This window comes from Streptomyces sp. NBC_01116, assembly GCF_041435495.1.
GTDB lineage: Bacteria > Actinomycetota > Actinomycetes > Streptomycetales > Streptomycetaceae > Streptomyces.
The window spans coordinates 4,699,639-4,724,446 of sequence record NZ_CP108644.1; the positions used below are offsets into that span (position 1 = coordinate 4,699,639).

The window sequence follows — 24,808 nt, forward strand, 5'->3', positions numbered from 1 at the left end:
GCCAGGTCGAGGTCCGTCAGCGGCAATTGGCGGATCTCGCTTCCGGGCAGCGCGTGGATGGCAACCAAGGCGGTCCGGTCCATGCAGACAGCGCCTACGACGGCACTGAACTGCGGAAATGGCTCCGCCGACAACAGCTCCTGCCCCGAATCGCCCACAGGGCATCGAGTCGAGCCAAACCCTGGGCCGCGACCGGCTGGCGATCCGGGGCACGATGGCCTTGCTCAACGGCTACCGCCGCATCACCCGCCGCCACGAACGCGACCACCTGCTCTACCCGGTCTTCTGCGACCTCGCAGCCATTCCGCCCGGAACGACGAACCTGCACGTCACCGGAGGTTTGAGCGGCCGGCGACGCGCGGCCTGAATTGTCACGGGAGGTCACCCGGCTCCCCGTGACACGCCAGGGCCACGGATCGACTACTTCCAAGCCGCCATCGCTTGCCGAGCCGGCCTACGGGTCCGCCTCCGACTCCGCAATGCTCTCGTCCAGCGAGAAGCAGTCCAAAAGGCGAGCTGGGGCCACACCAAGGCCTGAGGCAATACTCAGCAGGGTCAGCAGTGACGGGTTTCGGCGCCCGTGCTCGATGTAGATAACTCCCCTGAAGCTCATTCCGCTGCGCTCCGCGAGCTCTTCCAGACTCAGTCCACGTGCTTCCCGCAGGCTCCGTACGTGCATGCCAAAAAGATGAAGCTTCGGGTCGGGTGGGGTTGATTGCGCCACCCCTTGACTCGAACAGCGGGCATATCTTGACCACCATGAACAGTTGTGCATAATCATGGCTGCGGAGATCTCGGCCGAGCTGAGCGTGAACAGACGGTCGGACATCGAGTACGACAATCGGGAGAAGACGCATGGCGGGGCAAGCGCGGCGCGCGGATGCTGGGGGCCCCACCGGCGTGATCCTCAGCCGGTACGATGATTCGAATATCTCTGTGGTTTGCCCCTGGAATCCGTTGTTTGTCACCGAGGCCAGGGTGCTCCGGGGAAAGTGGAACTCTGACAGACGAATGTGGATCTTTCCCAGAGATGAGACACCACAAATCCGAGCGCTTCTGGACGAGATCTTTTACGCCGACGGCTCTCCGGCGCCAGGAATCGACATCCTGTTGGACTTGAACCAATTCCACCCAGGCGGCGTGCTCGTCCCAGCCCTCGAGATCGCTGGACGCCGGATTGTCTCCATCCATCCCGACCGGAGCGGATGTCAACTCGACCCCCAGGCCAGCCTCATCCACGGTGTCGTCTTCCCGGAGGGCGAAGGGCTCGGATGGTCGCCCGAAGCATTCATCGAGGTGCGCTACCTACCGGAGGAATACCTCAGCCATCTACCAGCGGATCAGCGAAGCGCTGTGCGGGTGCTTGCCCGCCATGGGCTGGATCTCGACGAACTGCGCCGCCATGAGTTGGCGGCGTCGGTGCGCCTCAGCGAACTTCGCTTGGCAATCGAGCATGAAGAGCTAGCAGATCCCGGCCTCGCGCCGACGCCTCTTGAGCACCCGCCGAGCGGTCCCGTCTGGCGGCTTCGATGCCGCCAAAACCCTGACGGCGGACGACAGGTGATCGTCCACCTGGACGGCTGCATGTCGACGCAATCAACCAGAACGCTGACCACCGAAGAAGTGGTTGACCTTGCCGCGCGCGATGCCCGCCTCTGTTCGACGTGTGGCGCCTACCGCACCGCCCGTGCACTTGGAGCACCAACGATGCCCGGCTACAAGAACCGTCGGCCGACCCGCGACGTGATCGGCTAGGCCTGGGACACGCGGAGAGGTGAAAAGACCGCGGTGGCTACCCATCGGGCAAAGAGGCTGAGGTCCGAGGCAACTGGCAGAGCGCGCCCAGATGTGCGACACCCCCCGCGGGCAAGGCGGCCCCCGGCGAGATGGCTACGTACCTGCGGCACGCATCGAAGAGATCATGGGCGCTCGCGTTGCGCGCTTGGTGCGGGATCGCGGCACTCACCGGCCAGCCTCGGGGCGGACCTTCCCGTAGCGCTCCCATGCCGCCTGCTTGGAGATGCCGAGCGCTTCGCCGATCTGCGACCAGGAGTGATCCAGGTAGCTGGCGCGTAGGGCGGCGTCGCGGGCCTGGCGGGCGAAGTTGCCCTCCGACAGACGGATCGCGGCCAGGGCTGCCATCGGCTTGTCCGCCTGGATCAGGGTGTCAAGCTGTTCACCGATGTCGCGGATGTGCTTGGCGAGGGCTGCCGGGATGGCACTGTCTTCGATGAAGATGAGGTGCTCATCGCGCCACTCGGCCATTGCTGCCCGCTCAGCCTTGCCCTCCTCATCCGTGATCACGTGTGCCTCACCGCCCTGATAACCGCCCTTCCCTTCCATGCCGGGAGCGGCGGAGGCGCCGAGCCAGCCGCAACTGCACGCAGCCACCAAGCCCACGGGAACGATGAACTCAGGGTCGGACTCGTCCAGCACAACCCGGGTGCTGAACGCATGCCCGTCGTACTCAATGGTCGTCTTCATGGCCGTAATGCTTTCATTACGACTGGTTAGGCGTCAAGAGGGATCGTCAGGTTTCCATTACGAAAATGATCACCAGGTTGGTCGCCGGTCTCCGGCCGTTACTGGTGGGCTCTCCTGGCCGGCTCGCGGTCTACTTCCTCCGGTCGGCAGCGTCGTCGTGGTCTGCAGGTCCTTCGCCGAGCCGGCTACCCGCGACCCTCTCCGCGGGCGGCCAGCTGTACGGGTCTGGAGCTCGATGAGGTAGGGGGCTACGAAGCAGTGATAGGCCGCTTTGCGTTGTGCCGGTAGATCCCGCCAGCCGGTGATACGGCCACGGCAGCGGTGTGAGCCGCATCTGCAGCCGGCGGCGAAGTCCTCGTACATGATTGCTGGCCGCGCGGACATCCGGGCCTAGACGGCCTCAACTCCACGACACGTACGGGCCGTGCACCCGTCGGCGGGCGCCGGTGTCTATGTCAGCGGTGGCTGGGCAAATCCCAGGATCTGGTCGAGGGTATCCGCGTCGAGGGCCTGGCGGAGGAGACCGTGGAGCTGAGGGCTGGTCCGGGACAGGTAGGAAGGCAGACTGTCGCCGAAGGATCTGAGGTCGGTGCGGTGAGGGACGTCGAAAGCATCCTGGACGGCGGCAGCCAAATCACCGCTGTTGAGGATGCGCCCGATGACGCTGAACTCGGCAGCCGTGGTGACCGGATCACGTTCCCAGTCGCGCGTGCCGAATGCCCTGTCCCGCCAGGGGTGCAGGAACCCGGATTCGGACGGCTGCCACTGGATCTCTTCCTCGGTGAAGTCGGCCCAGCTCTCATCGGCGATCTGGTCGGTGTAGCGCGCCTGGAGGGCAGGGTCAGGGCTGGTGAAGACACGAACGTGGAGCGGATCGGGATCTTTGAGCAGGATGCGCAAGGTCCGGAAGTTGTCGTACCACTGCTGTGTGGCGTCCGGTTGCCTGGAGCGGATCGCGGCGAGGTGCCTGATCAGCATCTGATGGACATCGCGTACGACCGGGTCGGCGACGGGTGGGGTCTCGATCTCCCACAGGGGGTGACCACACCGTTTCCGTTTGGGTCGGCGCTGGGAGGACCTGGCGATCTGTTCGTCCGAAGGCGCGAGGAAACCGGGGCATCGCCCGGAGGTGTCTCCGCGCAGGAAGGACGGCGAGAAGGGTGATCCGCAGTCCGAACAGAACGAGGCGGTGTAGCAGTCATGCACGGGGCACATCACGGCCCATGGCTGGTACCACCACAGGGGCCAGCGCACGGGTGGCTTGAGGCATTGCGGACAGAACGCCCATGATTCTGCGGGGGCCCAAGGCGTCTCGCGGTACGGCTTGCGGCGGAAGTCGCCGATGCCGTTGATGCCCGAGATCGTCATGTCGCGCAGTTCCGAGGGGCTCAACCCGGTTGCAGCATGCAAGAACTGGACCATATCCAGGGGAAGTTCGGTCGTGTACTGGGCCAGGTTCGCGGCGTGCTTCTTTTTCGGCTCCAGGCCGAGGGCGTGCATGATCTGCGTGCGATCCACTTCGTAGCCGGCGGCGACGTGGTCCACCCAGCTGAACAGGGACTCGCCGGGCTGTGGCAGCGGTACGGCAGGCAGCCGGCGCGGGATTCCGGCCGATGACGCGGGCGGGGGGAGAGGTACGGGCACGGGTTCCTACCGGTTCTCCGGGTCCACGTCCTCGAACAGCTCGGAGGCGGTGACCCCCAGAGCCTTGGCCAGGGCGGGGATGCGATCGACGGAGACGCTGTGGACCGCGGCCTCCACCTCGGCGTAGAAGGACCGGTCCATCCCCGCCGCGGCAGCCACCGCGGTCTGAGTCAGTCCCGCGCGCGTACGCAGGGCCCGAAGTCGCCGACCGAAGACCAGTCGCTGGGCCGGGATACCGCTATCGGAATCACTGTTCGCCACAGCCGGTAACCGTAGTACAGTCTCCCGATTGTAGGATATCTCCTACGGGATCGTGTCGGGGAGGGACGGTTTCATGGGGGAGAGCGGTCTGCCCCGGCGTCTACCTGCCGTTCTGGTCCCTATTGACGGTGAGTCGTTCGCCTCCTGGCTGAACCGGGCTGCGGCCGACTGGCAACTCGCTCCCGGGGAGGCCGCGCATGCCATGGGACTGGAGTGCCACCCGGGCTACTCGGTAGTGCGCCCCTTGTTCTTCGGGATCACGCTGACCGAACGGAGCCTGGCGCGGGCCGTGGCGGCTACCGGAATCGACGCGCAGGCGCTGCGGGCGATGCAGCTGTCCTGGTACGCGACGAGTGCGTTGGATTTCGCCGGCCTGGATCTCGCCGCCGAGGCGTCGCTCACCGCGCTCGGGCACCGCGAGTGGGCCCTGTTCACCTCCAGTCGGGCATGCCCGAAGTGCCTGGCCGCCCGCCCAGTGTGGCCGCTGTGGTGGCGTCTGGGCATCGCCGCGGTGTGCCCGGTGCACCAAGTGCTGCTGGTGGACCTGTGCCGCCGTTGCGGCATCCGGCTGGGACGCGGCTACACCGGCCATCCCCGGGGCCTGCTCACCCGCCGTCAAGAGGTGGACCTGGGCCGCTGCAACAACCGCCGCCCCGCGACCGGGCGCCGTAAAGCTGGGCTGTGCGAGCAGAATCTGGCCGCGCTTCCTGCGATCCCGGTGCCCGCCGGGCTCGCCGTACTGCAGCAGCAGGTCCTGGATATCGCCGACGGCCGCGCCGTGCCGCGGGTCGCCGGCTTGGCCGTGGCTCCGGCGGAGTTCTTCGCCGCGCTGCGGTTCACCGCCGCCCTGGTAAGGCTGGTGGCCACGGCCGACGACCTTGCCGTCTGCACAGCTTTGCCGGGCGGTGTGGCCGAGGAGTTCGCTGCCGACCAGCGGGGGCGGGAGCAGGCCAGCCGGGGCGGCGCCGGCACCCAGCTGCGGGCCAGCCCGCCCAGCGCGGCCCACGCCGCAGCCGTGCTCGCCCTGACCGAGCCCGTGCTGTTCGCCCCGGACCGGCACACATGCCAGCAGGTGCTGAGCGCTTGGATGGGACGCGCGGTCGCCCGGCGCCGGTCACCGGGCAAGAGCGATCCTCTGCGTGTCGTGCCCCGCCCCGCCTGCCTAGAGCCGTTGGTGCGGGCCGCCGTCCCGCCCTCCTCCCGCATCGCCGGAGCCCTCGCCGTCCGTCCCGCCGCCCGGCCTCTTTTCACCATGGCCCACCTGCCCCACCTCGTCGACGCCGACGACTACACGCAGTTGCTCGCCGCCCACCTGCCCGGCACCGCCCCGGTCAGCGGGCGCCGCCTCGCCGCCCTGGCACTGGCCCGCATCGCCGGTGCCACCAGCTGGCAGCAGGCTGCCGCCGACCTGGCCATGGACCCGCTCAAGGCCGCCCGCGCCACCAACACCCTGGTCCAGCGCATCACCGACCCCGACGCTTTCTGGAGGGCCACCGAGCGGATCGGTGTCCGCCTCCGTGAGCGCGGCCTGGTCGACTACGCGGCCTGCCGCCGGAAACTGGCCAGCCTGACCACCGTGCCGCACGCGGTGCTCTATCCGGTGTGCCGCCCGCTCGAATACGACGTCACCCTCCAGCGCCGCCGCCACTCCGCCGCCTGGACCTGGCAACACTTCACCGGCGGTGACGTCCGCGAAGCGCCTGCCTACGCCCCCGGGCTGTGGACACCGACCAGCACCGAATCCCTCCGGGAGGGCTGGCGCCGCTTCGCCGCCTGGATCCCCGACGTCGTCGCCCAGCGACTGATGGTCTTCGGGCGCGAACTTATCCATCCCGATCCGCCAGGAGGGGCATGAGCCCGAAAAAACCCAACACCTTGCGGCCCTTGCGGCACGCGTCCCGCCAGCTGTACATCCATTACTACGACGCCGGCGGCACCGAGCGGCTCCTGCCCGCCGCCCAGGCCGCCGAGGTGCGTTTCGAGACGTGTCTGCCCACCCGCGATTTCCCCACCTATGTCGGCCAGCAGCACACCCCCGGCGCCTACTGGGCGGCCAGCAGCGACACCGTCCTGGACTACGAGAGCTTCCTGGAAGCCCGCTGGATGAAGCTCCTCGACTTCGATGCGAAGATCGCCTGCTTCGCGTCCCAGCCCTTCATCTTTGAGGGCATCGATACCGACGGTGCCTGGACCCACTATCCGGACCTGTTTGTGCGCCGCACCGACGGCTCCGTGCTGCTGCTGGATGTGAAGAACCCCGAACAGCTCGACAAGCCCAAAGTGCTCCTCCAAGCTCGCCGTACGGCCTTGGCCTGCCGGGAACTCGGCTGGGACTACCAGATGGTCGGCGAACCTGACCCGCAGCTGTGGGCCACCGTCGAGTGGCTGGCCGGCTACCGCAGACCGCTGAACGCCGCCGCCCCCCTCGCGCATGTGCTTCTCCTCCGCGCCCAGGAACCGCTCAGCATCGCCGAGTTGCTCTCCCTGTGGCCCGACCCGGACATCGAACGGGCCGTCACCTACCACCTCATGTGGCACCACCGCCTGCACTTCGACCTCACCCGCCCGCTGCGAGACCACACCCAGGTGTGGGCCCCACCCGTCCCGGAGCACGCCTGATGGATCAGCGCTACCGCATCGCAGCCGAAGGCTGGATCGAGTTCGAGGAAGAACAGCACCAGGTCACCGGCCTCACCGGGGCCCTGGTCCGGCTGCGCTCGAACTCCGGACACCACCAGACGATCATGCTCAGCGTCCTGCTGAGCGACCTCTCCTTCCGCGCCCTTGCCGTACCGCCCGCGGACGCCGACAACGGTGCCGCGGGCCTCGATCCCGGCGGCGTCCTGGCGTCACTGAAGGACAAGCAGGCCCGCGATGACGCTCTGGAACTCGAAGCCCACCTGTACGAGGCCACCACCGGCTATCGCTCGGGCGACTCGCTCGACAAGGAGTCCGGTGAGCCCCGCCCGCAGTACCACCCCGACCTCCTGCTCTCCGCCCGCGTCGTGGCCAAGGCGGCCGAGCTTGACCTGACCGAGCGGCGCATCTGGCAGCTCCTCGAAGGATGGCAGGAGAAGGGCCTATGGGGGCTGGTCGACCGCCGCAAGGCACGGCTGAAGAACCCGCTGCGCAACATTGACGAGCGGGTGATCGCCGCGATCCGCGAACAGGGTGCCGCCGAACGCCGCGACAGCTCCTCCAGCGTCTCCACCCGCTTTCGCCGCCGTACCCAGAACCGGCTGGACGCGGACTACGGCCCCGGCGTCGTGGAGCTGCCCAAGCCCGACACCTTCCGCCGCGTGGTCAAGCTGATCCTCCACCACAGCCCCTCCGACCCCGCCTACCAGCGGATCTCGGATGCCAACCAGCCCGACCGCACCTTCGGCAACGTCCTCGCCCATCGGCCCGGCCAGGTCGTCATGCTCGACACCACCCCGCTCGACGTCCTGGCCTTCGACCCCGCGATGAACGCCACCTACAACGTCGAACTCACCGTCGCCATCGACGTCGCCACCCGCTCCATCCTCGCCTGGCGCCTCACCCCGCTGGGCACCAAGGCCATCGATATCGGCCTGCTGCTGGCGGACATCATGACGCCCGAACCGATGCGCCCTCAGTGGGCCGACGCCCTGCGCTACCAGATGCTCCGCGTCCCCTACGAGCGCCACCTCAGCGTCGATGAACGCCTCGCCGAGGCTGCCGCGCGGCCCGTCATCTACCCCGAGACGCTGCTCTACGACCACGGCAAGCCCTACAAGTCCGACGTCGTCAAGCGCGCCTGCCGCAAATGGAAGATCGACCTCCAGGACGCCCGCAAACTGAAGCCCACGGACAAACCTCAAGTGGAACGTTTGTTCGGGACGGTTCGGGAACAGCTGTCCATGCACATCGCGGGTTACAAGGGCTTCAACGTCGCTCACCGCGGCCAGCACGTCGAAGAGCAGGCCCGCTGGACCTTGGACGAGATCGCCGAGTTCTTCGCCGAATACGTCATCGCGGTCTACCAGAACCAGCACCACAGGGGTCTGCACCTGCACGGCTTTCCCGACCTAAACGTTTCGCCCAACGAAGCGTACGCTATGGCGCTCGGCTCGGCCGGCTACGTCGATTGTCCCCGCGACCCGAACCTGTACTACGAGTTGCTGCCCATCGCGGACGGCGGCCGTGCGATCAACTCTTACGGCGTCGAACTCAACTACCTGATTTACAACGCGGACATCCTCTACCAGCTCCGCCGGGCCAAGTCCCCGTACGACAACGGACGCTGGCCCATCCGCTACGACCCCCGCAACCTGCTGCACGCCTACTTCCACAACCCCAGCAACAACACCTGGTACACGCTGCGCTGGACCAAAGCCCTCAATGACCTGCAGCCCTTCACTGACATCACCCTGCGCGAGGCCAGGCGCCTGGTCGAACTCCGCGATGGCGACCCGAAGGACAAGGACTTCCAGGAGCAGATCGCCAAGGCCCTGTGGGACCTGCAGAACCGCACCGACGCCCCCGAGATGTGGACCAAGACCGACCGCAAGCGCCACACCCGCGACCGGCATCGCGGCGAGGCGCAAGCCCAGGACGAAGCACGCTCCACCCGCGCGGTCCCCGCCACCGCCCCGCCGCCGCGGCTGGTACCGGAAGTCGTTGAGTCGACTGTCCCCTCGCTGCACGCCGTCCCCGACCTGCCCGGCGAGGACGACGACTTCGACCCGTTCGCTGTCCAGCCCGCCGAGGTCTGGAACCCCCACACCAGCCAGGAAGGCTGATCATGCCGACACCTTTTTCCTCCGGGGACGCTTACGGTCCCGGCGACTTCAAGCACCCCGGACTGTCTGAGCCGCGCACCAAAGAGGAATGGCGCGAATACCTCGACTACCAGCTCCCGCCCCGACCGGCCCTGCTGCCCCCCGAGGTCTACAAGCGGCTCAGCGCAAAGGAACGGCACCTTCACAATCAGGCCCGCGCCGCTCACCACAGCGCCCTGATCATCGTCCGCACCAGTCAGATGAAAACCATCCACCACCAGATCCGCCGCCGGATGATGACCAACGCCCACCAGCCCGCCGGTGCCCGCCGCAGCATCGTCCTCGACGGGCCCGCCACCCTCGGCAAGTCAACGCTGGTCAAGACGTTCGCCTACGACTTCGAGCATGAACTGAGGGGCACCTACCCCGAACGCTTCCTTAATCAGTACATAGTTGACGATCACATGATCGACTACACCCCTGTCGTGTACATCAACATCCCCTCGCAAGCCACGCCCAAGGACCTGTCCATCGCGCTCGCCCAGTACCTCGGCCAGAGATACCGGTCCGGCGCGACCAAGAGCGACATCACCCGTCTCGTCCTGGAGAAGATGCGCATGGTCGGCGTCGAACTCGTTATCATCGACGACGCGCATTTCATGGACCTGTCCTTTAAAGAGGGAAAGGTCGTCAACGACCACCTGAAGTACATCGCGAACCACACCGCGGCCACCTTTATCTACACCGGAGTCGACCTCGAGCATTCCGGCCTCTTCCTTGAGGGCATCGGTGGTGCCCGTGTCACCCAGACCGCCGGCCGCAACACCCTGCTGCACATGACCGAGTACGCCATCCGCACCAGGGCGGAAAAGGCCGACTGGGTCTCCGTCATCACCGCGATGGAGGAGGCGCTCGTCTTGTACAAACACCGGCCAGGCACCCTCACGGGCGAGTGGGAGTATCTGTACCGGCGCACTGGAGGAAACATCAGCTCCCTGGCTGAGCTCATCCGTGAAGCGGCGGCCGACGCGGTGCTTACCGAAGCCGAAGGGATCGACCGGAAACTCCTCGACGGCATCGCGATCAATGAGCACGCCCAAAGCACCTACGAGGCCAACTGGGGTCAGACAGAACCGACTCCGCCGCCTCCCGGCAACCCCAAGAACCCTGCCGCTGAGGACGAGGAGGGCGAAGCCGAAGCCAGTTAGGGAACAGGGGTCCGAAGAGCCGTACGAAGCTGCGGCGCCAGTGCTTGCTTGTCCAGGAGGTCCCGGAAGTGGACCGCGCTGTCGGGGTGGTCTTGCAGGGCTGACGCCACAAGAACTGCGGCCGCTCCGTGCAAGGTGAGCAGCCATGCGGCGATCACATCCCGGGGCCGGTACTGGTCCCAGATGCTGTCCCATACACACATCGCCCGCGTCGCCTCGTCCAACAGGTCCCAGGAACCTGCAGAGGCGGCGAAGGCGGAGACACGGTGGAGCCACAGGATGGCGCGGTGGGCCTCGGCGTACTGGATACGACGCTGTGGGGCCGCAGCATGGGAGCTCAGCGCTTCGACGAGCACTTCCGACTCGGCTGGCAGGCGCATCAGTCCCTCGGCCGCCCTCTCGGGCAGGAGTTGGGTCAGCACCCCGACGTAGAGGTCTTGATCCTCTGGATGGTCGGCGGTGAAGGAGAGGAACGTCTGCACGGGCTCCGGATGGCCGCCGTGGGCAGCGGAAAGCAACGCCTGGCCCTGCTCTGCCGGAGTCAGCACCGGGCCGGTGAGTTTGTCCTGCATCAGCTGGCGCAGGTCAGCGGCCGTCTGGGGGCGACTGCGTGGATCGCGGGCGGTCGCCGCTCGGACGATCTCCCGCCACGGCCCTGCGGAGGGCAGCAGCCGTTGGGTCATGACGGGGACGTCTCCTGTCAGCGCCCAGGCCATCACGCGGCCGACACCATAGATGTCGGCCGCCGGGGTGGCGTCGTGAGCGTTGATGAACAGCTCCGGCGCAGCGAATCCGTCGGTGCCGACTTCCGCGCGGGTGCGGTCGGATGTCGTCTGTCCGCGAGGGCGGCGCACGACGCCCCAGTCGCCGAGCCTCCACCGCCCGTCGAGGTAGAGGATGTTGGAGGGTTTGACGTCGCGGTGTATCCAGCCATCCGCATGCGCGTTGTGCGCGACCTCCAGCACATTGAGGAGCGCATTCACCAACTCCGCAAGTTGTGTCGTCTCTTTCAGCTGCTCACGACAGTCCTCGGCGGTGCACTGCGCCAGCGGCATGACGAGCCAGCCCTCGACGGGGTTGGCGTCAAGGACCGGCACGTAGTTCGGGTGCGAGTTGAGGTCTTGGGCGACTTCGATCTCACGCCTCATACGCGCAGCGGGCGTATCCCGCCAGGAGAGGCGGCGTTTGAAGGCGACACGGACACCGGTGGCCTTATGAGTGGCCTCGAAAACCTGTGCCTGGCCGCCGACCTTCATCGGAAGCCGCTCCAGGGCATAGTCCTTACGCTGCCCGCGGGCCACACCCTGCACCGCCGCGTAAGGGCCTAGGGGAGCCGGCAGGTCAGAGGGACGAGTGTCCTGGCCCGGCACGCCAGTCTCGGCCTCCCGGCCGTCCGGGCTCGATTGATCAGGCTCGCCGCCCGCGCCCGGCCTGCCCCAGACCGCGGTGGCTATCCGCTCGAAATCGGAGGCTCCCGGTCGGGGTGTGTACCGCGAAGGTGCGTCGTGGGGTGCGGTGTCCGCGTCGGCACCGGTGAGGCGGCGTGCCCCGTAGACGGGGTAGCCGCTGATGTGGGCCACGGGTACGAAGGCGTAGCCGTCACGCCGCACCATCCTGTCCACGAGCTCGCTCAGGATTGCAGCCTCGGCATCATCGGATCGCACTTCGGGGTGCACCATTTGCGACAGGAACTGCAGGAGAACAAGATCCGGACCGTTGTTCAGTGCGAAGCGGTCATCGGTGTAGATCCAGTCGTCTTCCCAGTCGTAGTTGTTGTACCGGTGCTGCGTGATGTCGCCTTCTGCGTCAGTGAACCGGTCGTCCGAGCTGGGCAGCTCTTCAAGTGGGTAGAGACGGCGGAGGAAGGCGATTTCCTCGAGATCGCCGAACCAACGCACCTCCCTGCTCGTCAGTTGCTGGAAGAGCCGCGTACGCGTGACATGGGTGATGTCCCGTGCGTCGGAAGGAATGGACGTGGGCTGCGGGTCCGGAGAAGCAGCGGTGGGCGCAGGTTGGATCCGAAGGTCTTGGTTCAGAAGGTAGCCGTCGCGATTCAGTGCCTCGCGGAGCTCCTCCAGCTCAGCGGCTTCGATGCCGTTCGCGCCGTGCTTCCGGCTGTCGCGGTCAAGACGTCGCAGCAACGTCTCGAATACGCGCAGCGCCCTGCGCGCATGTTCCTGGTCGGTCCAGTCGACCGACGCCTCGTACGCGTCGAACGTCTGCTGACGGGCTCCCCCATGACGAGGTGTGGCGATCTCGCGGCGCGCGAAGTTCTCGCTCTCCCAGTACTCGTCAATGGCTGCAATGTACAGATTGCTCATCATTCGGCGCACAGCGTTGCGCGCAGCACGGGAAACAATCGGTCGATCAGCAGCCATGAAGGCACATTAGACGACCAGTCGCACCGCTCACGGCCCGCTGGGTGCGGTGGACTTGAACCCGGCCCTGGCGCTGGTTCCACCGGCGCCGGGCCCAAGGCGGTAGGCCCTCGCATCCCGCAGGGCCGGTGCCCGGTCTGCCATCGGTGAATTCACTGCCGCCGGGCCAGGGGGTAGGCGCGCAGCAGGTGAAGCCACTGGGACGGCAGAGCGTTTTCGGTCCGGAAGACGGCAAGGAGATCGGTGGCCGACAGCGAGCTGAGGTCACGGGTTCGCGCGGTGCGCCACGCGCGGACCAAGCGGTCGAAGAGGTCTACAACCTCGTGCGGGCGCACGAGGCAGAGGTGGCTTTCGGCGACAGCATGGGCGCTGGGATGGATCCGTTCTTGTGGTGTGACGAGCAGGCAAGGGGAGTCACCCGGCGCGGCCTCCCCGCGCTTGTCCGCGGCGAACCGCAGGTGGCTCCCGGCCTGCCGGACGTCTCCCGCGCCGAGTTCGCCCTCCGGCCTGGCTTCGCTCTTGGCTTCCCAGACGGCCCAGAGAGCGTCCCCGAAGATCCAGGTGGCGTCCGGTGCGGAGTCGTTGTTGCCGTCGCCTTCGCTCGGGACGGCGCCGGCGAGCTGGCCGAGCAGTACCAGGGCGTTCTCGTAGGGCTTTCGAGGCGTGTCGGTCAGTGCCGCGCGGGCGCTGTGGATCGCAGTGTCGAAGACGGCGGGCTTGGCCAGGTGGGCAGCGTTGGCGATGACGCCGATCATCGCCTGTTCATCGAGTGGGTCGATGACCGGCGGGGCCGGGGCGGAGACGGATTCGATCGGGGCCGCCAAATGCGACAGCCAGGTCGTTCCGCGGCCGCAGTGACGGGCGTCGTCGTAGAACCTTTCCGCTGCGGCACGTAGGGCGGGGGCGCCGCCTTGATCGGCAAGCCGCTGTGCGATGCAGGACGCGAGATAGTTCCACAGGGCCGCGTAGCGCTGTGGCGCCCGACCTCCACGCAGCGCGTCGAGCACCTCGCGGATGAGGTCCAGTGCTCTCTGCCACTCGGCCTGCCAGATCGCGTCCCAGGCGGCCACTTCGTTGCGCACCGAGCGTTGAAGCTCGGCCGCGCCTGGAGCGTCGATCCGCTCATACTGTTCTCGGGCGTCGACGATGTCCTGGTCGACGTCTCGCCACGGCTGGTCGTGCTCGAGGAAGACCTGCAGGTTGTCGAGCATCTCTCTTGAGGTGGCGCCGATGCTGTTGTTGTATCCGAAGTCGAGTTCGGCGTGGATCTCCGGATGCATGGCTTGCTGAACATCACGTCGCGTCACGTAGGAGACGAGATCCTCGTCGAGGAGGAGGACGGCGGCGAAGTCTCTGGAATTGCGGGTGGCGCGGCCGGCGCCCTGCATGATGCGCGCGCGGATGCGTTCCTGGAGTACTTCGACCGCGCCGAGGGATCCGTGGAGGAAGCGCTCTTGCAGGTCGCCCCGGGCGGGCAGCCCTGCCAGGACAACCAGGCGGCAGTCCTGGTCCGGAAGGTCGATGCCGTCGTAGCGGTTGTTGAGCACCAGGGCCCCCGCTGACTTCTGGGTGAACACCTTCAGGTCGTCCTCCACCTGATCAGCTTTGAGGACCTCATAGCCGTCCGGAATGCAAGTGCTGGTAAAGGCTTTGGCGGTGCGGGTGTCGGGCGTCAGGATGACAGCACGGCCCTGCTGGGCGATGACGTCGGCGACCCACGGACCGACCTGGGCCGGTGCGGCAGACAGATCGCTGGTCAGCTGCGGGAAGCAGAACAGGCGACGGCCGGTCCCCTGCTTTTCCCAGCCCTTGGGGATGGGGATCCGCTTGATCGCTCGCCGCCCAAAGACACGCTCGAGTTCGCCTCCGGCTCCGAGGGTGGCGCTCATGTAGACGCGGCGGGCCGGGTCGTTGAAGGGGGCGTGGAACAGCGTGGGGGGGATCAGTGGCCGGATCAGCAGACGACGGTGGGACAGATAGACCATGCACTGACCGAGGTGGCCTTGCAGGAACCGCAGTGCGTACCCCGCCTCGTCGCTGATCTTGCTGGCGGCCGCGGCAGCTGAGAGGACCTCCTCCAAGGGCCCGGCCTGGGAGCTCACGCCCAGCGGAGACGCGAGATAGACGCTGTTGCGGTACTGGGCGTCCGGCGCATCCGCGCGAAGCCGCGCGACGACCAGAGGATCAAGAGCATCGGCCAACGCGGAGAGCACGTCGTGGTAGGCGCTCTGCTCGTCACGGCTGATTTCCAGGCTCCATGGCCCGGCAACGTATCCCTCGGCAGCGTGCGCGTCATCGAGCAACAGCAGCTGCGCGTCGTCGAGGGCCGGGTTCGCGTTGAACACGTGACTGTAGACACTGACGGCGATGGCATTGGCTGAGGTGTAGCGGCTGCGGTCTGCCGCATTCCATGTGCGGACCCTGCCGATCAGCAGGACGTTGGAGATGCCGTACTGAGTCAGCTTTTCCGCGGTCTGCTTCGCGAGCTGCCGCGTCGCGCACAGGTAGGTGACACGTTCCCCGTTCGAGCGGCGCAAGTAATCACCGATGAGGCCACCGACCAAAGTTTTACCGGCGCCGGTCGGCAACTCGATGGCCACGTCTGCAGCGTTCAGATGGTTGGCGTGCCAGGAGCGTAGGACATCTCCCTGGTGCAACCACAGATTCGCCGGGCCGTTGTTGACGAGCGCAAGCTGCCGGTACAGCTGCTCCGGGTCAGCAGGAGTCGCGGTCGTACCGGACGAGCGCTTGAACGCCATGTGCTCCAACCCTTCGGGTGGTCTCAGCCGCTGGCCACCGGACGTCACCCTGTCCACGGCGCCGCCCGGGCCTGGACAGAGCCAATCACGCCACGGCGCCCGGCGACGGCATGTTCGGGGGACTTCCTCCGGGTACCGCGGGCCGACTGCGTTGTACACACAGATGATGCCGTCGACACGAGTCCAGTGCTCAGGCCGCCGATACAGGAAGGCCACGGCGACCGGAACCGGTCGATCGTAAGAGGGTGGCCGAACCGTGCGCCAGACTTGGGCTGCAGTGAGGACACAGAACTGTCCGATGAGGCTGGTCGCCTTGACCATGCGCTTGGCTGGAGCGCCGAGTCGACAGGCGGCTTCGGCCTTCCGCGAGGCCTTGCCTGCGTGCTGAAGTTCCGCCGGAGATGAGTCGAGAGGTTGCGTCTTAAGCGGAGACTTCAGCATGCGGGTCAGGTCTACTGCCTGCTGATCCAACGGGATTGTTCCCGACGCCAGAGAACTCAACTACGCGAAGTGCCTCCTTCTGTCGACTACGCTGAGTGATGTAGGTGGCAGGAGCGTCCTCGTGCGGCTTCGGGCACTGAAATCTTCCGTGCGCCGGATGTGACCCAAGCCACCGCAGGGAAGATTTCAGCGCCCAGGCCAGAGGCATGCTTACTGAAATCTTTCGCGCACCCCGACAGGTGCGGCACCGTCCACGCCAACGCCGCCGAGCACGTCCCCGCCCGGCTGGAGGCCCTGGGCACCGCGGCCGGTCTCGACCGGGTGGCTCTGCACAGCCAGTTGGCGGCCGCGCTCTCGGTGGTCGTGCATCTCGTGCGGGACCGCGCGGGGCAACGGCGGGTCGCCGAGGTGCACGTCCTGGAGCGGGATGCGGCGGGCCTGGTCCTCACGGTCCCGGCCCTGAGCTGGGGCGTCGGCGTATTCGTTCCGGAGCGGGGATGGGAACGGCTGCGATCGCTGATCGGAGGTGCGCTGTGACGGGGGCTACGTCCGCGTACGCGGTCCATGCGATGGCTCTCTGCGCGGGTTCGGCGGTGTGGCTCGCGATGGTGCGTGACACGGGTGTTCGGCGGGCCCGGGTGCTGTTCGTGGACGCTCCCACCGACTCACGTCGGACGTGGAGCCGGTGGCCGGGCCTGCTCAAGGCCCAGGGACGACTGACGGAGGCGGCCCGGGGGCGTCGGGAGTGGTGGTGCGTCCCGGTCGCGGTGCTGCTTGCGGTGCTGGGCGCGTCGGCGCTGCCGCTGGTCGCGGGGGCCGTGGCGGTCCCGTTGGTGGGCAGGTGGCTGCGGAGGCGGGCCGGAGCGCGGGAGGCGGAGCGGGCCTCTTCCGCGGTGGCGGCGTTGTGCGGAGCCGTGGTCGGGGAGCTGCGGGCCGGCCGCGAGCCGGGGCAGGCGTTGCTGATCGCGCTGCGCGAAGGCCTGGCGGCGGACAGTTCTTCGGCGACGGCAACCTCCGGCATCCGGCTGGGGGAGGCGGAGTCCGCGGTGTTGGCGGCGGCGCGGTTCGGCGGCGATGTGCCGGCGGCGCTGCGGCTGGCGGCGGAGGGGCCGGGGCTGGGAGGGCTGTCCGGGATGGCCGCGTGCTGGCGCGTGGCCGTCGACGGCGGTGCCGGGCTGGCGACCGGTCTGGAGCGCCTGGAGACCGCGCTGCGGGAGGACCGGCGCAGACGGGAGGAGCTACGCGCTCAACTGGCCGGAGCGTGGTCGACGGTCGTTGTCCTGGCACTGCTCCCGCTCGCGGGGCTGGGGCTGGGAGCGGCACTCGGTGCCGAGCCCTTGCGCGTACTGCTGCACACTCCGGGCGGCCTGGCCTGCCTGGCGGTGGGAGCGTTCCTGGAGGCGGCCGGGCTGTACTGGGCCTGCCGGATCGTGCGCGGCGGGGAGGCGGCGTGAACGTGACGGGCGGAGGAGTTCTCCACAGCCTGGGGATGTCGGCGGCGGTGCTGGGCGTGGCGGTGCAGCTGGCAGCCGTAACCGCCGCCGGAATGCGCGAGCGAACGGTTCGTGGGCGGGGCGCTCTGCTGCTGGGGATGGCCATGGCGGCACGGCCCGGCAGGTGGAGCCGGCTGGTCGCACCGTTCCGGGCGAGCGGTGGTGCGGCTTCCTCCGAGGCAGCTCGGCGGTGGGCGGCCCCGGCAGGGGCCTGGCTGGCCGGGTGGATTCTGGTCGGCGGTGTGATGGGCTGCGCGGCCGGTTCGGCCGCGGCGTACGGGGCGTGGCGGTGGCAGCGAACCCGGCCCCGCACGCGTCCGGGCGGTTCCCATCCGGAGCGGGCCGTGATCGCCGGGCAACTCCCGCTGGCCGCGGATCTGCTGGCGGCCTGTATCGCGGTCGGGGCAGGTCCTCGGGAAGCGGCGGAGGAGGTGGGCGAATCGATCGGCGGCCCGGTCGGCGATCGGCTGGCCAGGACCGCCGCCGAGATCCGCCTCGGCGGCGAACCGGCCGAGGCATGGGGTCGGTTCGGGGAAATACCGGGCGCCGGCCCGCTGGCCCGCTGTCTGTACCGGGCAGGTTCGACGGGGGCCCCGGCCGCGGAACCGGTCGCCAGACTGGCCGAGTCGATGCGCGCCGAGCGAGCCGCCGCGGCGGTGGCGCGGGCGCAGCGGGCCGGGGTGCTGATCACCGCGCCGGTCGGCCTCTGCTTTCTCCCCGCCTTCCTGGCGGTCGGGGTGGCGCCGGTGATCATCGGCCTGGCCGGTGACCTGCTCGCCACCGGCCGCCCTGGTCGGTGAAGCCGCTCCGGCCAGGCCGACGAGGCGGCGCGGCTGGTGAGCCTTCGTGGGCCGGTGAGGCCGCGTGGGCTGGAGGGCGGCCGGAGGCATGTGCGGCTGGCGACGACCTGGCGGTCATTCATTCTCGCTGTCACTCAAGGGCGTTCCCTTCGGGCGCCTGCTCGTCATCGATGCTCATCGGGGGATGAAATGGAAACGAAGTTCTGGGACCGGGCCGTCAACGCTCTGTGCGGCGGCCGGTTGTCCGCGGATGTGCCGGACCGGACGGCGAAGTGGGCCGCACGGTGGGCGGGGCGGCTCGGCCGGTCCGACCGAGGGATGACCACGTCCGAGTACGCGGTGGGAACCATCGCCGCGTGCGCCTTCGCGGCGGTGCTCTACAAGGTGGTGAACAGCGGGCCGGTGCTGTCGGCGCTGCAGTCGCTGGTCGAGGACGCGCTCGATGCGAAGTTCTGAGACCCCGCCGGGGCCATGCCGGGGGAAGGGCCTCGTGACGTCGGTACGTGGCCTTCCCCGGGGATGGCACCGGGGGCTGCGCGGCCGCCCGGCGACGAGCGGCCGCGGATGCCGCGACCGGGGCGCGGTGACGGCGGAGGCGGCCGTGGTGATTCCGGTGCTGGTGGCCTTCGTCATGGCTTTGCTGTGGGCGTTGATGGCGACCTGCGACCAGATCCGGTGCGTGGACGCGGCGAGGGCGGGGGCCCGGGCGGCGGCCCGTTCGGAACCGGAGGCGGCCGTGCTGGAAGCCGCGCGTGAAACGGCGCCTCACGGTGCCCGGGTCGAGTTGGGGCGGGCGGGAGACCTGTGGCGCGTCCGGGTGGAGGCCTCGACCCAGGGGCCGGGCGTGCTGGCCCTGACGTTGAGTGCCGAAGCGGTTGCGCTGGCGGAGGACACGGTCGGGGACGCCGGGCCATGAGGGGGAGGGAAACGAGGGCAGGGGGCCGGGGGCCGGACAAGCGTCGTCATCGGGAAGGGCTTCGGCGGTGGGGTCGGGGCGAGAGAGAGCACGAGGGCATGGGCGGCACGGGTAGGGAGGAGCGAAAGGACAGAGGTGTGGGCTGGGGTATGGAGCGGGGCCCGGACGGGGGCGTTGGTCGGCGAACGGATCGGATCGCACCCCGGATCGCACGCCGGATCGCGATCCAGCGTGCGGGTCTTGGCGCGGACCGAGGTGTGGCGACGGTGTGGGTGGCCGTCACCGCTGCCGGTCTCTGCACCGTGTTCGCCGTGGTGCTCGCCCTGGGACAGGCCGTGGCTGCCCGTCACCGGGCAGGTGGGGCAGCGGATCTGGCGGCTCTCGCGGCTGCGGACCGGGCGTTGGAAGGGGAGGTGGTCGCGTGTGAGACGGCCCGGCGGGTAGCGGTGGCGCAGGGAGCCGTGCTCCTCCGGTGCGCAGTGCATGGGGAGATCGCCGATGTGACCGCCCGCTCCGGGTTCGGGCCCTACCTGCCCGCCGTCAGGGCCCGGGCCGGTCCTCCCGGCGATCCTGGTGCCGGATCTCCGGCCGATCCCCGGGCGGATCCCGCCGGCTGATCCCTGGGCGGGGCACACCGGCTGGTCCATAACCGGACCACCTGCCGGTGTCCGGCCGGACCACCGGCCGATCTCACGGCCACGGACACCCTGCCGATCGCCAGGCCGTCACGGACCACCGGCTGATGGCCCGACCTTGCCCGCCCCGACGATCCCTTGCTCGCTCGCCCGGCCGCTCCCCGCTTCACCGCGGCCGACAGGGAGGCCAAGGTGGGTGGAGCGCGGAGAGAACCATCGCCGCCGGGAGAGCTGTTCGGCCGGGCCGGGTGTTCTGCGGTGGCACGCGCAGGCGCTCACGGACCCGGTGGCATCATCGGCGAACGTGAAGACTCTACGGAACCCGGCGGTGACGGCCGCCCTGTTGGTCGCGGTGGCGGGATGCTCGACACCGACCCCGCCTGCGGACGAGTCCGGCGGGCCTGCGCCGCTGAAGTCGCACGACCGCGCGGACCGGGTGGCGATGCCGGAGATGGCGGGGGAACGCGTCGATGGTGATGGCCGGGTCAGCCTGACGGAGCTGCGGGGCAAGGTCGTCGTGGTCAACGCGTGGGCGTCGTGGTGCGGTCCGTGCCGTGTGGAGGCCCCTGGGCTCTCCCGGGTGCACGAGGAACTGCGGGACGAGGGGCTGCGGGTGGTGGGGGTCAACGCGGACGTGTCGGTCGGTGACGCACGTGCCTTCGAGAAGGACGCGGAGCTCGTGTACCCGAGCCTGCACGACCCGCAGGGCCGTCAGCTCCTTCGGCTCCCGGCGGGCGTGGTGAACACCACCGGATACCCCTTCACGATCATTGTCGACACGGAGGGGAGGCTCGCCTCGACACGGATCGGAGCGATCGGTGAGGCGGAGCTGAAGCGGTTGGTCACGCCGCTGTTGCCGGCCTGACAGACGCTCTTCCTGACAGCCGCGCCTCCGGGCGCCGTGTTTCCGGGCCGAGCCCGGACACGGCCCCAAACACGGCCCCAAACACGGCCCCAAACACGGCCCCGGACACGGCCCCGGGCGCGGACTTCTGACGGGGCGTTCTGGCAGCGGATCGTGTAAGCGTCATCGCCGTCGGCCAGGTGGCCGGCGGCGATGACCCTGGCGACTCAGTCTTTCGGCATGGTCGGCCCGGCGGGTGTGTCCGGCCCGGCCGGCGCGGCCGGTTCGTTCGGGTCCGGGGGTGCTGCCCTGAGGAGTTCGGTGAGCAGGCGTACGGCTCCGCGTTTGTGCAGGGGCTCGTTGCCGTTGCCGCACTTGGGGGACTGGATGCAGGAGGGACAGCCCGCCTCGCATTCGCAGGACGCGATGGCCTCACGGGTCGCCGTCAGCCACGCACGGGCGGTGTGGAAGGCCCGTTCGGCGAATCCGGCTCCGCCGGGGTGGCCGTCGTACACGAAGACCGTCGGCAGCAGGGTGTCCGGGTGCAGTGGTACGGACACGCCGCCGATGTCCCAGCGGTCGCAGGTGGCGAAGAGCGGCAGCAGGCCGATCGACGCGTGCTCGGCGGCGTGGAGTGCCCCGCCGAGGATCTCCGGGTTGACGCGGGCCGCGTCGAGCTGGTCCTCGGTGACCGTCCACCACACGGCGCGGGTGCGCAGGGTGCGGGGCGGCAGGTCGAGCTTCGTCTCGCCCAGGACTTCTCCGGTGATCAGTCTCCGGCGGAGGAACGAGACGACCTGGTTGGTTACCTCGACGGAGCCGTAGCAGAGCCGCCCCTGGCCCCAGGGGATCTCGGTGTCGGTCTCCAGGACGGTGATGGCCGTGGTGTCGCGGGCGACCGTCGAGTACGGCGGGTCGGCCTGCTCGACCAGGGCCACGGAGTCCTCCAGGTCCAGCTTCCGGACCAGGTGGGTGCGGCCCTGGTGGAGATGGACGGCCCCCTCGTGGACGGCCGTGTGGGCGGCGGCCGCGTCGACGGTGCCCAGCAGGCGGCCGGTGCCCTCCTCGACGATCTGGACGGGACGGCCGCCGCCGCCCCTGATGTCGGCCAGGTCGGCGGCCCGCTCGCGCCGGGTCCAGTGCCAGCCCGACGCCCGCCTGCGCAGCAGCTTCGCCGCCTCCAGTTGTGGCAGCAGCTCGGGCACGGCCGGGCCGAAGAGCGCGATGTCGGGCTCGGTGAGGGGCAGCTCGGCGGCCGCGGCGCACAGGTGGGGGGCGAGGACGTAGGGGTTGTCCGGGTCCAGCACCGTCGACTCGACGGGCTGCTGGAACAGGGCCTCGGGGTGATGCACCAGATAGGTGTCCAGTGGGTCGTCCCGGGCGACGAGAACGGCCAGGGCGCCCTGCCCCGAGCGGCCGGCCCGGCCCGCCTGCTGCCAGAGGGACGCCCGAGTGCCCGGGTAGCCGGAGATGACGACCGCGCCGAGGCCGGAGACGTCGATGCCCAGCTCCAGGGCGGTGGTGGCCGCCAGACCGAGCAGCTCGCCGGAGTGCAGCGCCCGCTCCAGGGCCCGGCGCTCCTCGGGGAGATAGCCCCCGCGGTAGGCGGCGACCCGCTTCGGCAGCGAGCGGTCGACCTCCGCGAGGCGCTCCTTGGCGATCACCGAGATCAGTTCCGCGCCACGCCGGGAGCGTACGAAGGCGACCGAGCGGACGCCCTGGAGGGTCAGGTCGGTGAGGAGGTCGGCGGTCTCGGCCGTCGCGGTACGGCGAACGGGCGCGCCCTTCTCGCCGTGCAGGTCGGTCAGCGGGGGCTCCCACAGGGCGAAGACCAGCTCGCCCCGCGGGGAGGCGTCGTCGGACACCTCCTCGACCGGGAGGCCCGTCAGACGCCCGGCTGCGACCGCGGGATCGGCCGCCGTGGCCGAGGCCAGCAGGAAGACCGGATCGGCCCCGTAGCGGGCGCACAGACGGCGTAGACGGCGCAGGACCTGGGCGACGTGGGAGCCGAAGACGCCCCGGTAGGTGTGGCACTCGTCGATCACGACGAACCGCAGGGCGCGCAGGAAGGACGCCCAGCGGGGGTGGGACGGGAGGATCCCGCGGTGCAGCATGTCGGGGTTGGTCAGGACGTAGTTCGCGTACTGCCGCACCCATTCGCGTTCCTCGACGGGTGTGTCGCCGTCGTAGACCGCGGGCCTGACGGTGTTGCCGAGCGGGGCCGCGAGCGCCTTCACCGAGCGCCGCTGGTCGGCTGCCAGGGCCTTGGTGGGGGCGAGGTACAGGGCGGTGGCCCCGCGGCCGTTGGCGGCCTCCGAGCCGTCCAGGAGCGTGCTGAGGACCGGTGCGAGGTACGCGAGGGACTTCCCGGAGGCCGTTCCGGTGGCGATCACGACCGACTCGCCGTCCAGCGCGTGCTCCGCCGCTGCCGCCTGATGCGCCCACGGATGGGCGATCCCGGCCTTCTCGATCGCCGAGATCACTTCTGGCCGGATGCGATCCGGCCAGATGGCATGGGTTCCCGATCGCGGGGGCAGGTGCTCCGTATGAGTGATGCGCGCGGCCCGGCCCGCCCCTGCGGCGAGCCGGTCGAGGATCATGTCGGGAGAGGGGCGCGAGCCCACACTCTCGGGTGGTCGTCCGGGACGGTGATTCTTGGCCATCGGCACCGAGTGTGTCACTGGCGTGACGGACAATGGTCCCAAGGCGTCGTGCATGGCTGCTGGTAAGTGATTGAATGCCATGGCGGCTGGCGATCCGTCCCCTGGCCTCCGTCGGGGAGACCGAGGGGCGACCGCTCGATAGCAAGGTGCTGGAGGATCCGTGGACCTGTCCCTGTCGACTCGCAATGTGTCCGGGCCTGGTGGCGACCGTACGGTCGTCGAGGTCGGTGGCGAGATTGATGTGTATACCGCGCCCAAGCTGCGCGAGCAGTTGGTCGAGTTGGTGAATGACGGCAGCTACCACTTGGTTGTCGACATGGAAGGCGTCGACTTCCTCGACTCCACCGGCCTCGGCGTGCTCGTGGGCGGCTTGAAGCGTGTCCGGGCCCATGAGGGCTCGTTGCGCCTGGTCTGCAACCAGGAGCGCATTCTCAAGATCTTCCGGATCACGGGTCTGACCAAGGTGTTCCCGATTCACACCACGGTCGACGAGGCTGTCGCCGCCACCGACTGACGTCGGAGCGGACCGGCCTCCGGGTCGGTCGGCAGGCAGTGGACAGGCCGGCAGCGGCAGCGCATGGGCCGTGACGGACAGGCGGTCGACCTTCGGGTCGGCTGTCGGTTTTGTCGGCTTCCGGAGGAGGAGAGCAGGGGTGCCGGGCGATATGCCCGGGGCCTCTGAGACGTACGCCCGAACGTTCGAGGGGGATGTCATGGCCACCGTTGAACTCCGCTTCAGCGCCCAGCCTGAACATGTCAGGACGGCCCGCCTGGTGGCGGCCGCCGTGGCGCGCAGGGCCGGCGTCGATGAGGCGGTGCTCGACGAGGTCAGGCTCGCCGTCGGAGAGGCGTGCAGCCGCGCGGTCGGGCTGCACCGCAGTCACGGCATCACCGAGCCGGTCAGCGTCGCGTTGACCGAGGAGGAGAAGGCGTTCTCCATCGAGGTCGGGGACAGTGTTCCCGGCCCCGGCGGGGATTCCGCCGCGTCCGCGGCGCGTAATGGCTCCGGCGCCTCCAGTGCTTCCGGAGCGGGGCCTGTCCGGCCCGATCCCGAGACGGACGGTGAGGGCGAGGACGAGATGGGACTCGCGGTCATCAGCGGTCTCGTCGACGACGTGGAGGTCCGATCCGGCGCGGGCGGCGGAGTGATCCGCATGAGCTGGCCGACGGCGGGCGCCGCAGTACGCCCCTGAGGGCCCGCGCACACGCGTGCGCCTGCCCCCCCCATGTCGTACCCGTGTACCCGTTGTACCCGTACCCGTACCCGTGCCCCGCACGTGGCGCCTGCCGTCCCTGCTCGCGCGGCCCGTGTCTCCGCCCGTGCCCCGTGCCGCCTCCTGTCCGAGCCGGTGACCGTGCCCGTGTCGTTGCCCGTGATTCCAGGTGCTGAGTGCTGCGTGCTGGGTGCCGAGTGCTGCGTATGAGGGGCCGAGGCGCCTGGGTGCCGGGGTGCCTGGGTGCGGGGTGCTGAGATCCTCCTTGCGTATCCGAGGTCCTGCGATCCGTGGGCGCTGAGGCACACCAGTGATGTTTCGTTTTC

At 69.0% G+C, this 24,808-nt stretch carries 21 protein-coding genes and 1 pseudogene; 15 read left to right on the forward strand and 7 right to left on the reverse strand.

Features of this window, described 5'->3' with window-relative positions; genetic code table 11:
• Positions 1 to 118 precede the first annotated feature (118 nt).
• Positions 119 to 367 carry a hypothetical protein gene (locus OG245_RS20525; protein ID WP_371624946.1) on the forward strand — a complete coding sequence of 83 codons (249 nt, stop codon included), beginning with the start codon at positions 119 to 121 and terminating at the stop codon, positions 365 to 367.
• An 87-nt stretch (positions 368 to 454) separates the two neighbouring features.
• Here the strand turns inward: OG245_RS20525 and OG245_RS20530 are convergent, their stop codons facing one another.
• Positions 455 to 829: a helix-turn-helix domain-containing protein gene (locus OG245_RS20530; RefSeq protein WP_371624947.1), complete on the reverse strand. Its 375-nt coding sequence runs from the start codon at positions 827 to 829 to the stop codon at positions 455 to 457.
• A gap of 26 nt (positions 830 to 855) precedes the next feature.
• On the opposite strand from OG245_RS20530, the gene OG245_RS20535 reads away from it, so the two are divergent.
• Entirely contained in the window at positions 856 to 1,755 is a 900-nt protein-coding gene (locus OG245_RS20535) for a DUF6233 domain-containing protein (protein ID WP_371624948.1), read from the forward strand.
• 207 nt (positions 1,756 to 1,962) lie between these two features.
• On the opposite strand, the gene OG245_RS20540 is transcribed toward OG245_RS20535, so the two are convergent.
• The 3 genes from OG245_RS20540 to OG245_RS20550 form a co-directional block, all read right to left on the reverse strand.
• A complete protein-coding gene (locus OG245_RS20540; RefSeq protein WP_371624949.1) occupies positions 1,963 to 2,484 on the reverse strand; it encodes a hypothetical protein in 522 nt (173 codons plus the stop codon).
• Between the two features lie 450 nt (positions 2,485 to 2,934).
• A complete protein-coding gene (locus OG245_RS20545) occupies positions 2,935 to 4,128 on the reverse strand; it encodes a TniQ family protein (protein ID WP_371624950.1) in 1,194 nt (397 codons plus the stop codon).
• Between the two features lie 6 nt (positions 4,129 to 4,134).
• Positions 4,135 to 4,389, reverse strand: a complete 255-nt coding sequence (locus OG245_RS20550) for a helix-turn-helix domain-containing protein (RefSeq protein WP_371624951.1) — start codon at positions 4,387 to 4,389, stop codon at positions 4,135 to 4,137.
• A gap of 73 nt (positions 4,390 to 4,462) precedes the next feature.
• Here OG245_RS20550 and OG245_RS20555 point away from each other — a divergent pair, with 73 nt between their 5' ends.
• From OG245_RS20555 to OG245_RS20570, 4 genes are read left to right on the forward strand one after another with little or no spacing between them, the layout of a single operon-like run.
• Positions 4,463 to 6,244, forward strand: a complete 1,782-nt coding sequence (locus OG245_RS20555; protein ID WP_371624952.1) for a TniQ family protein — start codon at positions 4,463 to 4,465, stop codon at positions 6,242 to 6,244.
• The gene (locus OG245_RS20560) at positions 6,241 to 7,008 is read left to right on the forward strand and encodes a TnsA-like heteromeric transposase endonuclease subunit (protein WP_371624953.1); all 768 of its coding nucleotides are present in this window, start codon (positions 6,241 to 6,243) and stop codon (positions 7,006 to 7,008) included. Before OG245_RS20555 ends, OG245_RS20560 begins: the two co-directional genes overlap by 4 nt.
• The gene (locus tag OG245_RS20565; RefSeq protein WP_371624954.1) at positions 7,008 to 9,152 is read left to right on the forward strand and encodes a transposase; all 2,145 of its coding nucleotides are present in this window, start codon (positions 7,008 to 7,010) and stop codon (positions 9,150 to 9,152) included. The genes OG245_RS20560 and OG245_RS20565 overlap by 1 nt, the downstream gene beginning before the upstream one ends.
• Positions 9,153 to 9,154: 2 nt before the next feature.
• Positions 9,155 to 10,339 carry a TniB family NTP-binding protein gene (locus tag OG245_RS20570; RefSeq protein ID WP_371624955.1) on the forward strand — a complete coding sequence of 395 codons (1,185 nt, stop codon included), beginning with the start codon at positions 9,155 to 9,157 and terminating at the stop codon, positions 10,337 to 10,339.
• On the opposite strand, the gene OG245_RS20575 is transcribed toward OG245_RS20570, so the two are convergent.
• Both OG245_RS20575 and OG245_RS20580 read right to left on the reverse strand, forming a co-directional pair.
• The gene (locus OG245_RS20575; RefSeq protein ID WP_371624956.1) at positions 10,336 to 12,717 is read right to left on the reverse strand and encodes a protein kinase; all 2,382 of its coding nucleotides are present in this window, start codon (positions 12,715 to 12,717) and stop codon (positions 10,336 to 10,338) included. The genes OG245_RS20570 and OG245_RS20575 overlap by 4 nt on opposite strands.
• A 152-nt stretch (positions 12,718 to 12,869) precedes the next feature.
• Positions 12,870 to 15,476 (reverse strand): DEAD/DEAH box helicase family protein, encoded by a 2,607-nt coding sequence (locus OG245_RS20580; protein ID WP_371624957.1) that lies wholly within the window; start codon positions 15,474 to 15,476, stop codon positions 12,870 to 12,872.
• Between the two features lie 669 nt (positions 15,477 to 16,145).
• On the opposite strand from OG245_RS20580, the pseudogene OG245_RS20585 reads away from it, so the two are divergent.
• From OG245_RS20585 to OG245_RS20615, 7 genes and pseudogenes are all read left to right on the forward strand, one after another.
• Positions 16,146 to 16,454 (forward strand): annotated as a pseudogene (locus OG245_RS20585) (ATPase, T2SS/T4P/T4SS family); the annotation flags it as partial.
• Complete coding sequence (locus OG245_RS20590; RefSeq protein WP_371624958.1) at positions 16,451 to 17,371, forward strand: type II secretion system F family protein; 921 nt, start codon at positions 16,451 to 16,453, stop codon at positions 17,369 to 17,371. The pseudogene OG245_RS20585 and the gene OG245_RS20590, both read left to right, overlap by 4 nt.
• 35 nt (positions 17,372 to 17,406) lie before the next feature.
• Complete coding sequence (locus tag OG245_RS20595; protein ID WP_371627933.1) at positions 17,407 to 18,210, forward strand: type II secretion system F family protein; 804 nt, start codon at positions 17,407 to 17,409, stop codon at positions 18,208 to 18,210.
• A gap of 189 nt (positions 18,211 to 18,399) precedes the next feature.
• Positions 18,400 to 18,666: a DUF4244 domain-containing protein gene (locus tag OG245_RS20600; protein WP_371624959.1), complete on the forward strand. Its 267-nt coding sequence runs from the start codon at positions 18,400 to 18,402 to the stop codon at positions 18,664 to 18,666.
• Positions 18,667 to 18,742: 76 nt separating this feature from the next.
• Entirely contained in the window at positions 18,743 to 19,126 is a 384-nt protein-coding gene (locus OG245_RS20605; protein ID WP_371627934.1) for a TadE family type IV pilus minor pilin, read from the forward strand.
• 149 nt (positions 19,127 to 19,275) lie between these two features.
• The gene (locus tag OG245_RS20610) at positions 19,276 to 19,743 is read left to right on the forward strand and encodes an Rv3654c family TadE-like protein (protein ID WP_371624960.1); all 468 of its coding nucleotides are present in this window, start codon (positions 19,276 to 19,278) and stop codon (positions 19,741 to 19,743) included.
• A 322-nt stretch (positions 19,744 to 20,065) separates the two neighbouring features.
• A complete protein-coding gene (locus OG245_RS20615) occupies positions 20,066 to 20,626 on the forward strand; it encodes a TlpA family protein disulfide reductase (protein ID WP_371624961.1) in 561 nt (186 codons plus the stop codon).
• 206 nt (positions 20,627 to 20,832) lie between these two features.
• Here the strand turns inward: OG245_RS20615 and OG245_RS20620 are convergent, their stop codons facing one another.
• Positions 20,833 to 23,349 carry a DEAD/DEAH box helicase gene (locus OG245_RS20620; protein ID WP_371624962.1) on the reverse strand — a complete coding sequence of 839 codons (2,517 nt, stop codon included), beginning with the start codon at positions 23,347 to 23,349 and terminating at the stop codon, positions 20,833 to 20,835.
• 79 nt (positions 23,350 to 23,428) lie between these two features.
• Here OG245_RS20620 and OG245_RS20625 point away from each other — a divergent pair, with 79 nt between their 5' ends.
• Together OG245_RS20625 and OG245_RS20630 are read left to right on the forward strand one after the other, a co-directional pair.
• Positions 23,429 to 23,782 (forward strand): STAS domain-containing protein, encoded by a 354-nt coding sequence (locus OG245_RS20625; protein WP_003967428.1) that lies wholly within the window; start codon positions 23,429 to 23,431, stop codon positions 23,780 to 23,782.
• A 199-nt stretch (positions 23,783 to 23,981) separates the two neighbouring features.
• Positions 23,982 to 24,461 (forward strand): ATP-binding protein, encoded by a 480-nt coding sequence (locus tag OG245_RS20630; protein WP_371624963.1) that lies wholly within the window; start codon positions 23,982 to 23,984, stop codon positions 24,459 to 24,461.
• The last annotated feature ends 347 nt before the right edge of the window (positions 24,462 to 24,808 follow it).

Bases quoted from the DNA above. Each gene is read 5' to 3' on its own strand.
- OG245_RS20525 (WP_371624946.1), top strand. From the start codon at position 119: ATGGCTCCGCCGACAACAGCTCCTGCCCCGAATCGCCCACAGGGCATC.
- OG245_RS20620 (WP_371624962.1), bottom strand. From the start codon at position 23,349: ATGGCATTCAATCACTTACCAGCAGCCATGCACGACGCCTTGGGACCA.
- OG245_RS20575 (WP_371624956.1), bottom strand. From the start codon at position 12,717: ATGGCTGCTGATCGACCGATTGTTTCCCGTGCTGCGCGCAACGCTGTG.
- OG245_RS20630 (WP_371624963.1), top strand. From the start codon at position 23,982: ATGGCCACCGTTGAACTCCGCTTCAGCGCCCAGCCTGAACATGTCAGG.
- OG245_RS20560 (WP_371624953.1), top strand. From the start codon at position 6,241: ATGAGCCCGAAAAAACCCAACACCTTGCGGCCCTTGCGGCACGCGTCC.
- OG245_RS20600 (WP_371624959.1), top strand. From the start codon at position 18,400: ATGGAAACGAAGTTCTGGGACCGGGCCGTCAACGCTCTGTGCGGCGGC.
- OG245_RS20580 (WP_371624957.1), bottom strand. From the start codon at position 15,476: ATGGCGTTCAAGCGCTCGTCCGGTACGACCGCGACTCCTGCTGACCCG.
- OG245_RS20530 (WP_371624947.1), bottom strand. From the start codon at position 829: ATGTCCGACCGTCTGTTCACGCTCAGCTCGGCCGAGATCTCCGCAGCC.
- OG245_RS20540 (WP_371624949.1), bottom strand. From the start codon at position 2,484: ATGAAGACGACCATTGAGTACGACGGGCATGCGTTCAGCACCCGGGTT.
- OG245_RS20595 (WP_371627933.1), top strand. From the start codon at position 17,407: ATGTCGGCGGCGGTGCTGGGCGTGGCGGTGCAGCTGGCAGCCGTAACC.
- OG245_RS20570 (WP_371624955.1), top strand. From the start codon at position 9,155: ATGCCGACACCTTTTTCCTCCGGGGACGCTTACGGTCCCGGCGACTTC.
- OG245_RS20565 (WP_371624954.1), top strand. From the start codon at position 7,008: ATGGATCAGCGCTACCGCATCGCAGCCGAAGGCTGGATCGAGTTCGAG.
- OG245_RS20555 (WP_371624952.1), top strand. From the start codon at position 4,463: ATGGGGGAGAGCGGTCTGCCCCGGCGTCTACCTGCCGTTCTGGTCCCT.
- OG245_RS20535 (WP_371624948.1), top strand. From the start codon at position 856: ATGGCGGGGCAAGCGCGGCGCGCGGATGCTGGGGGCCCCACCGGCGTG.
- OG245_RS20610 (WP_371624960.1), top strand. From the start codon at position 19,276: ATGGAGCGGGGCCCGGACGGGGGCGTTGGTCGGCGAACGGATCGGATC.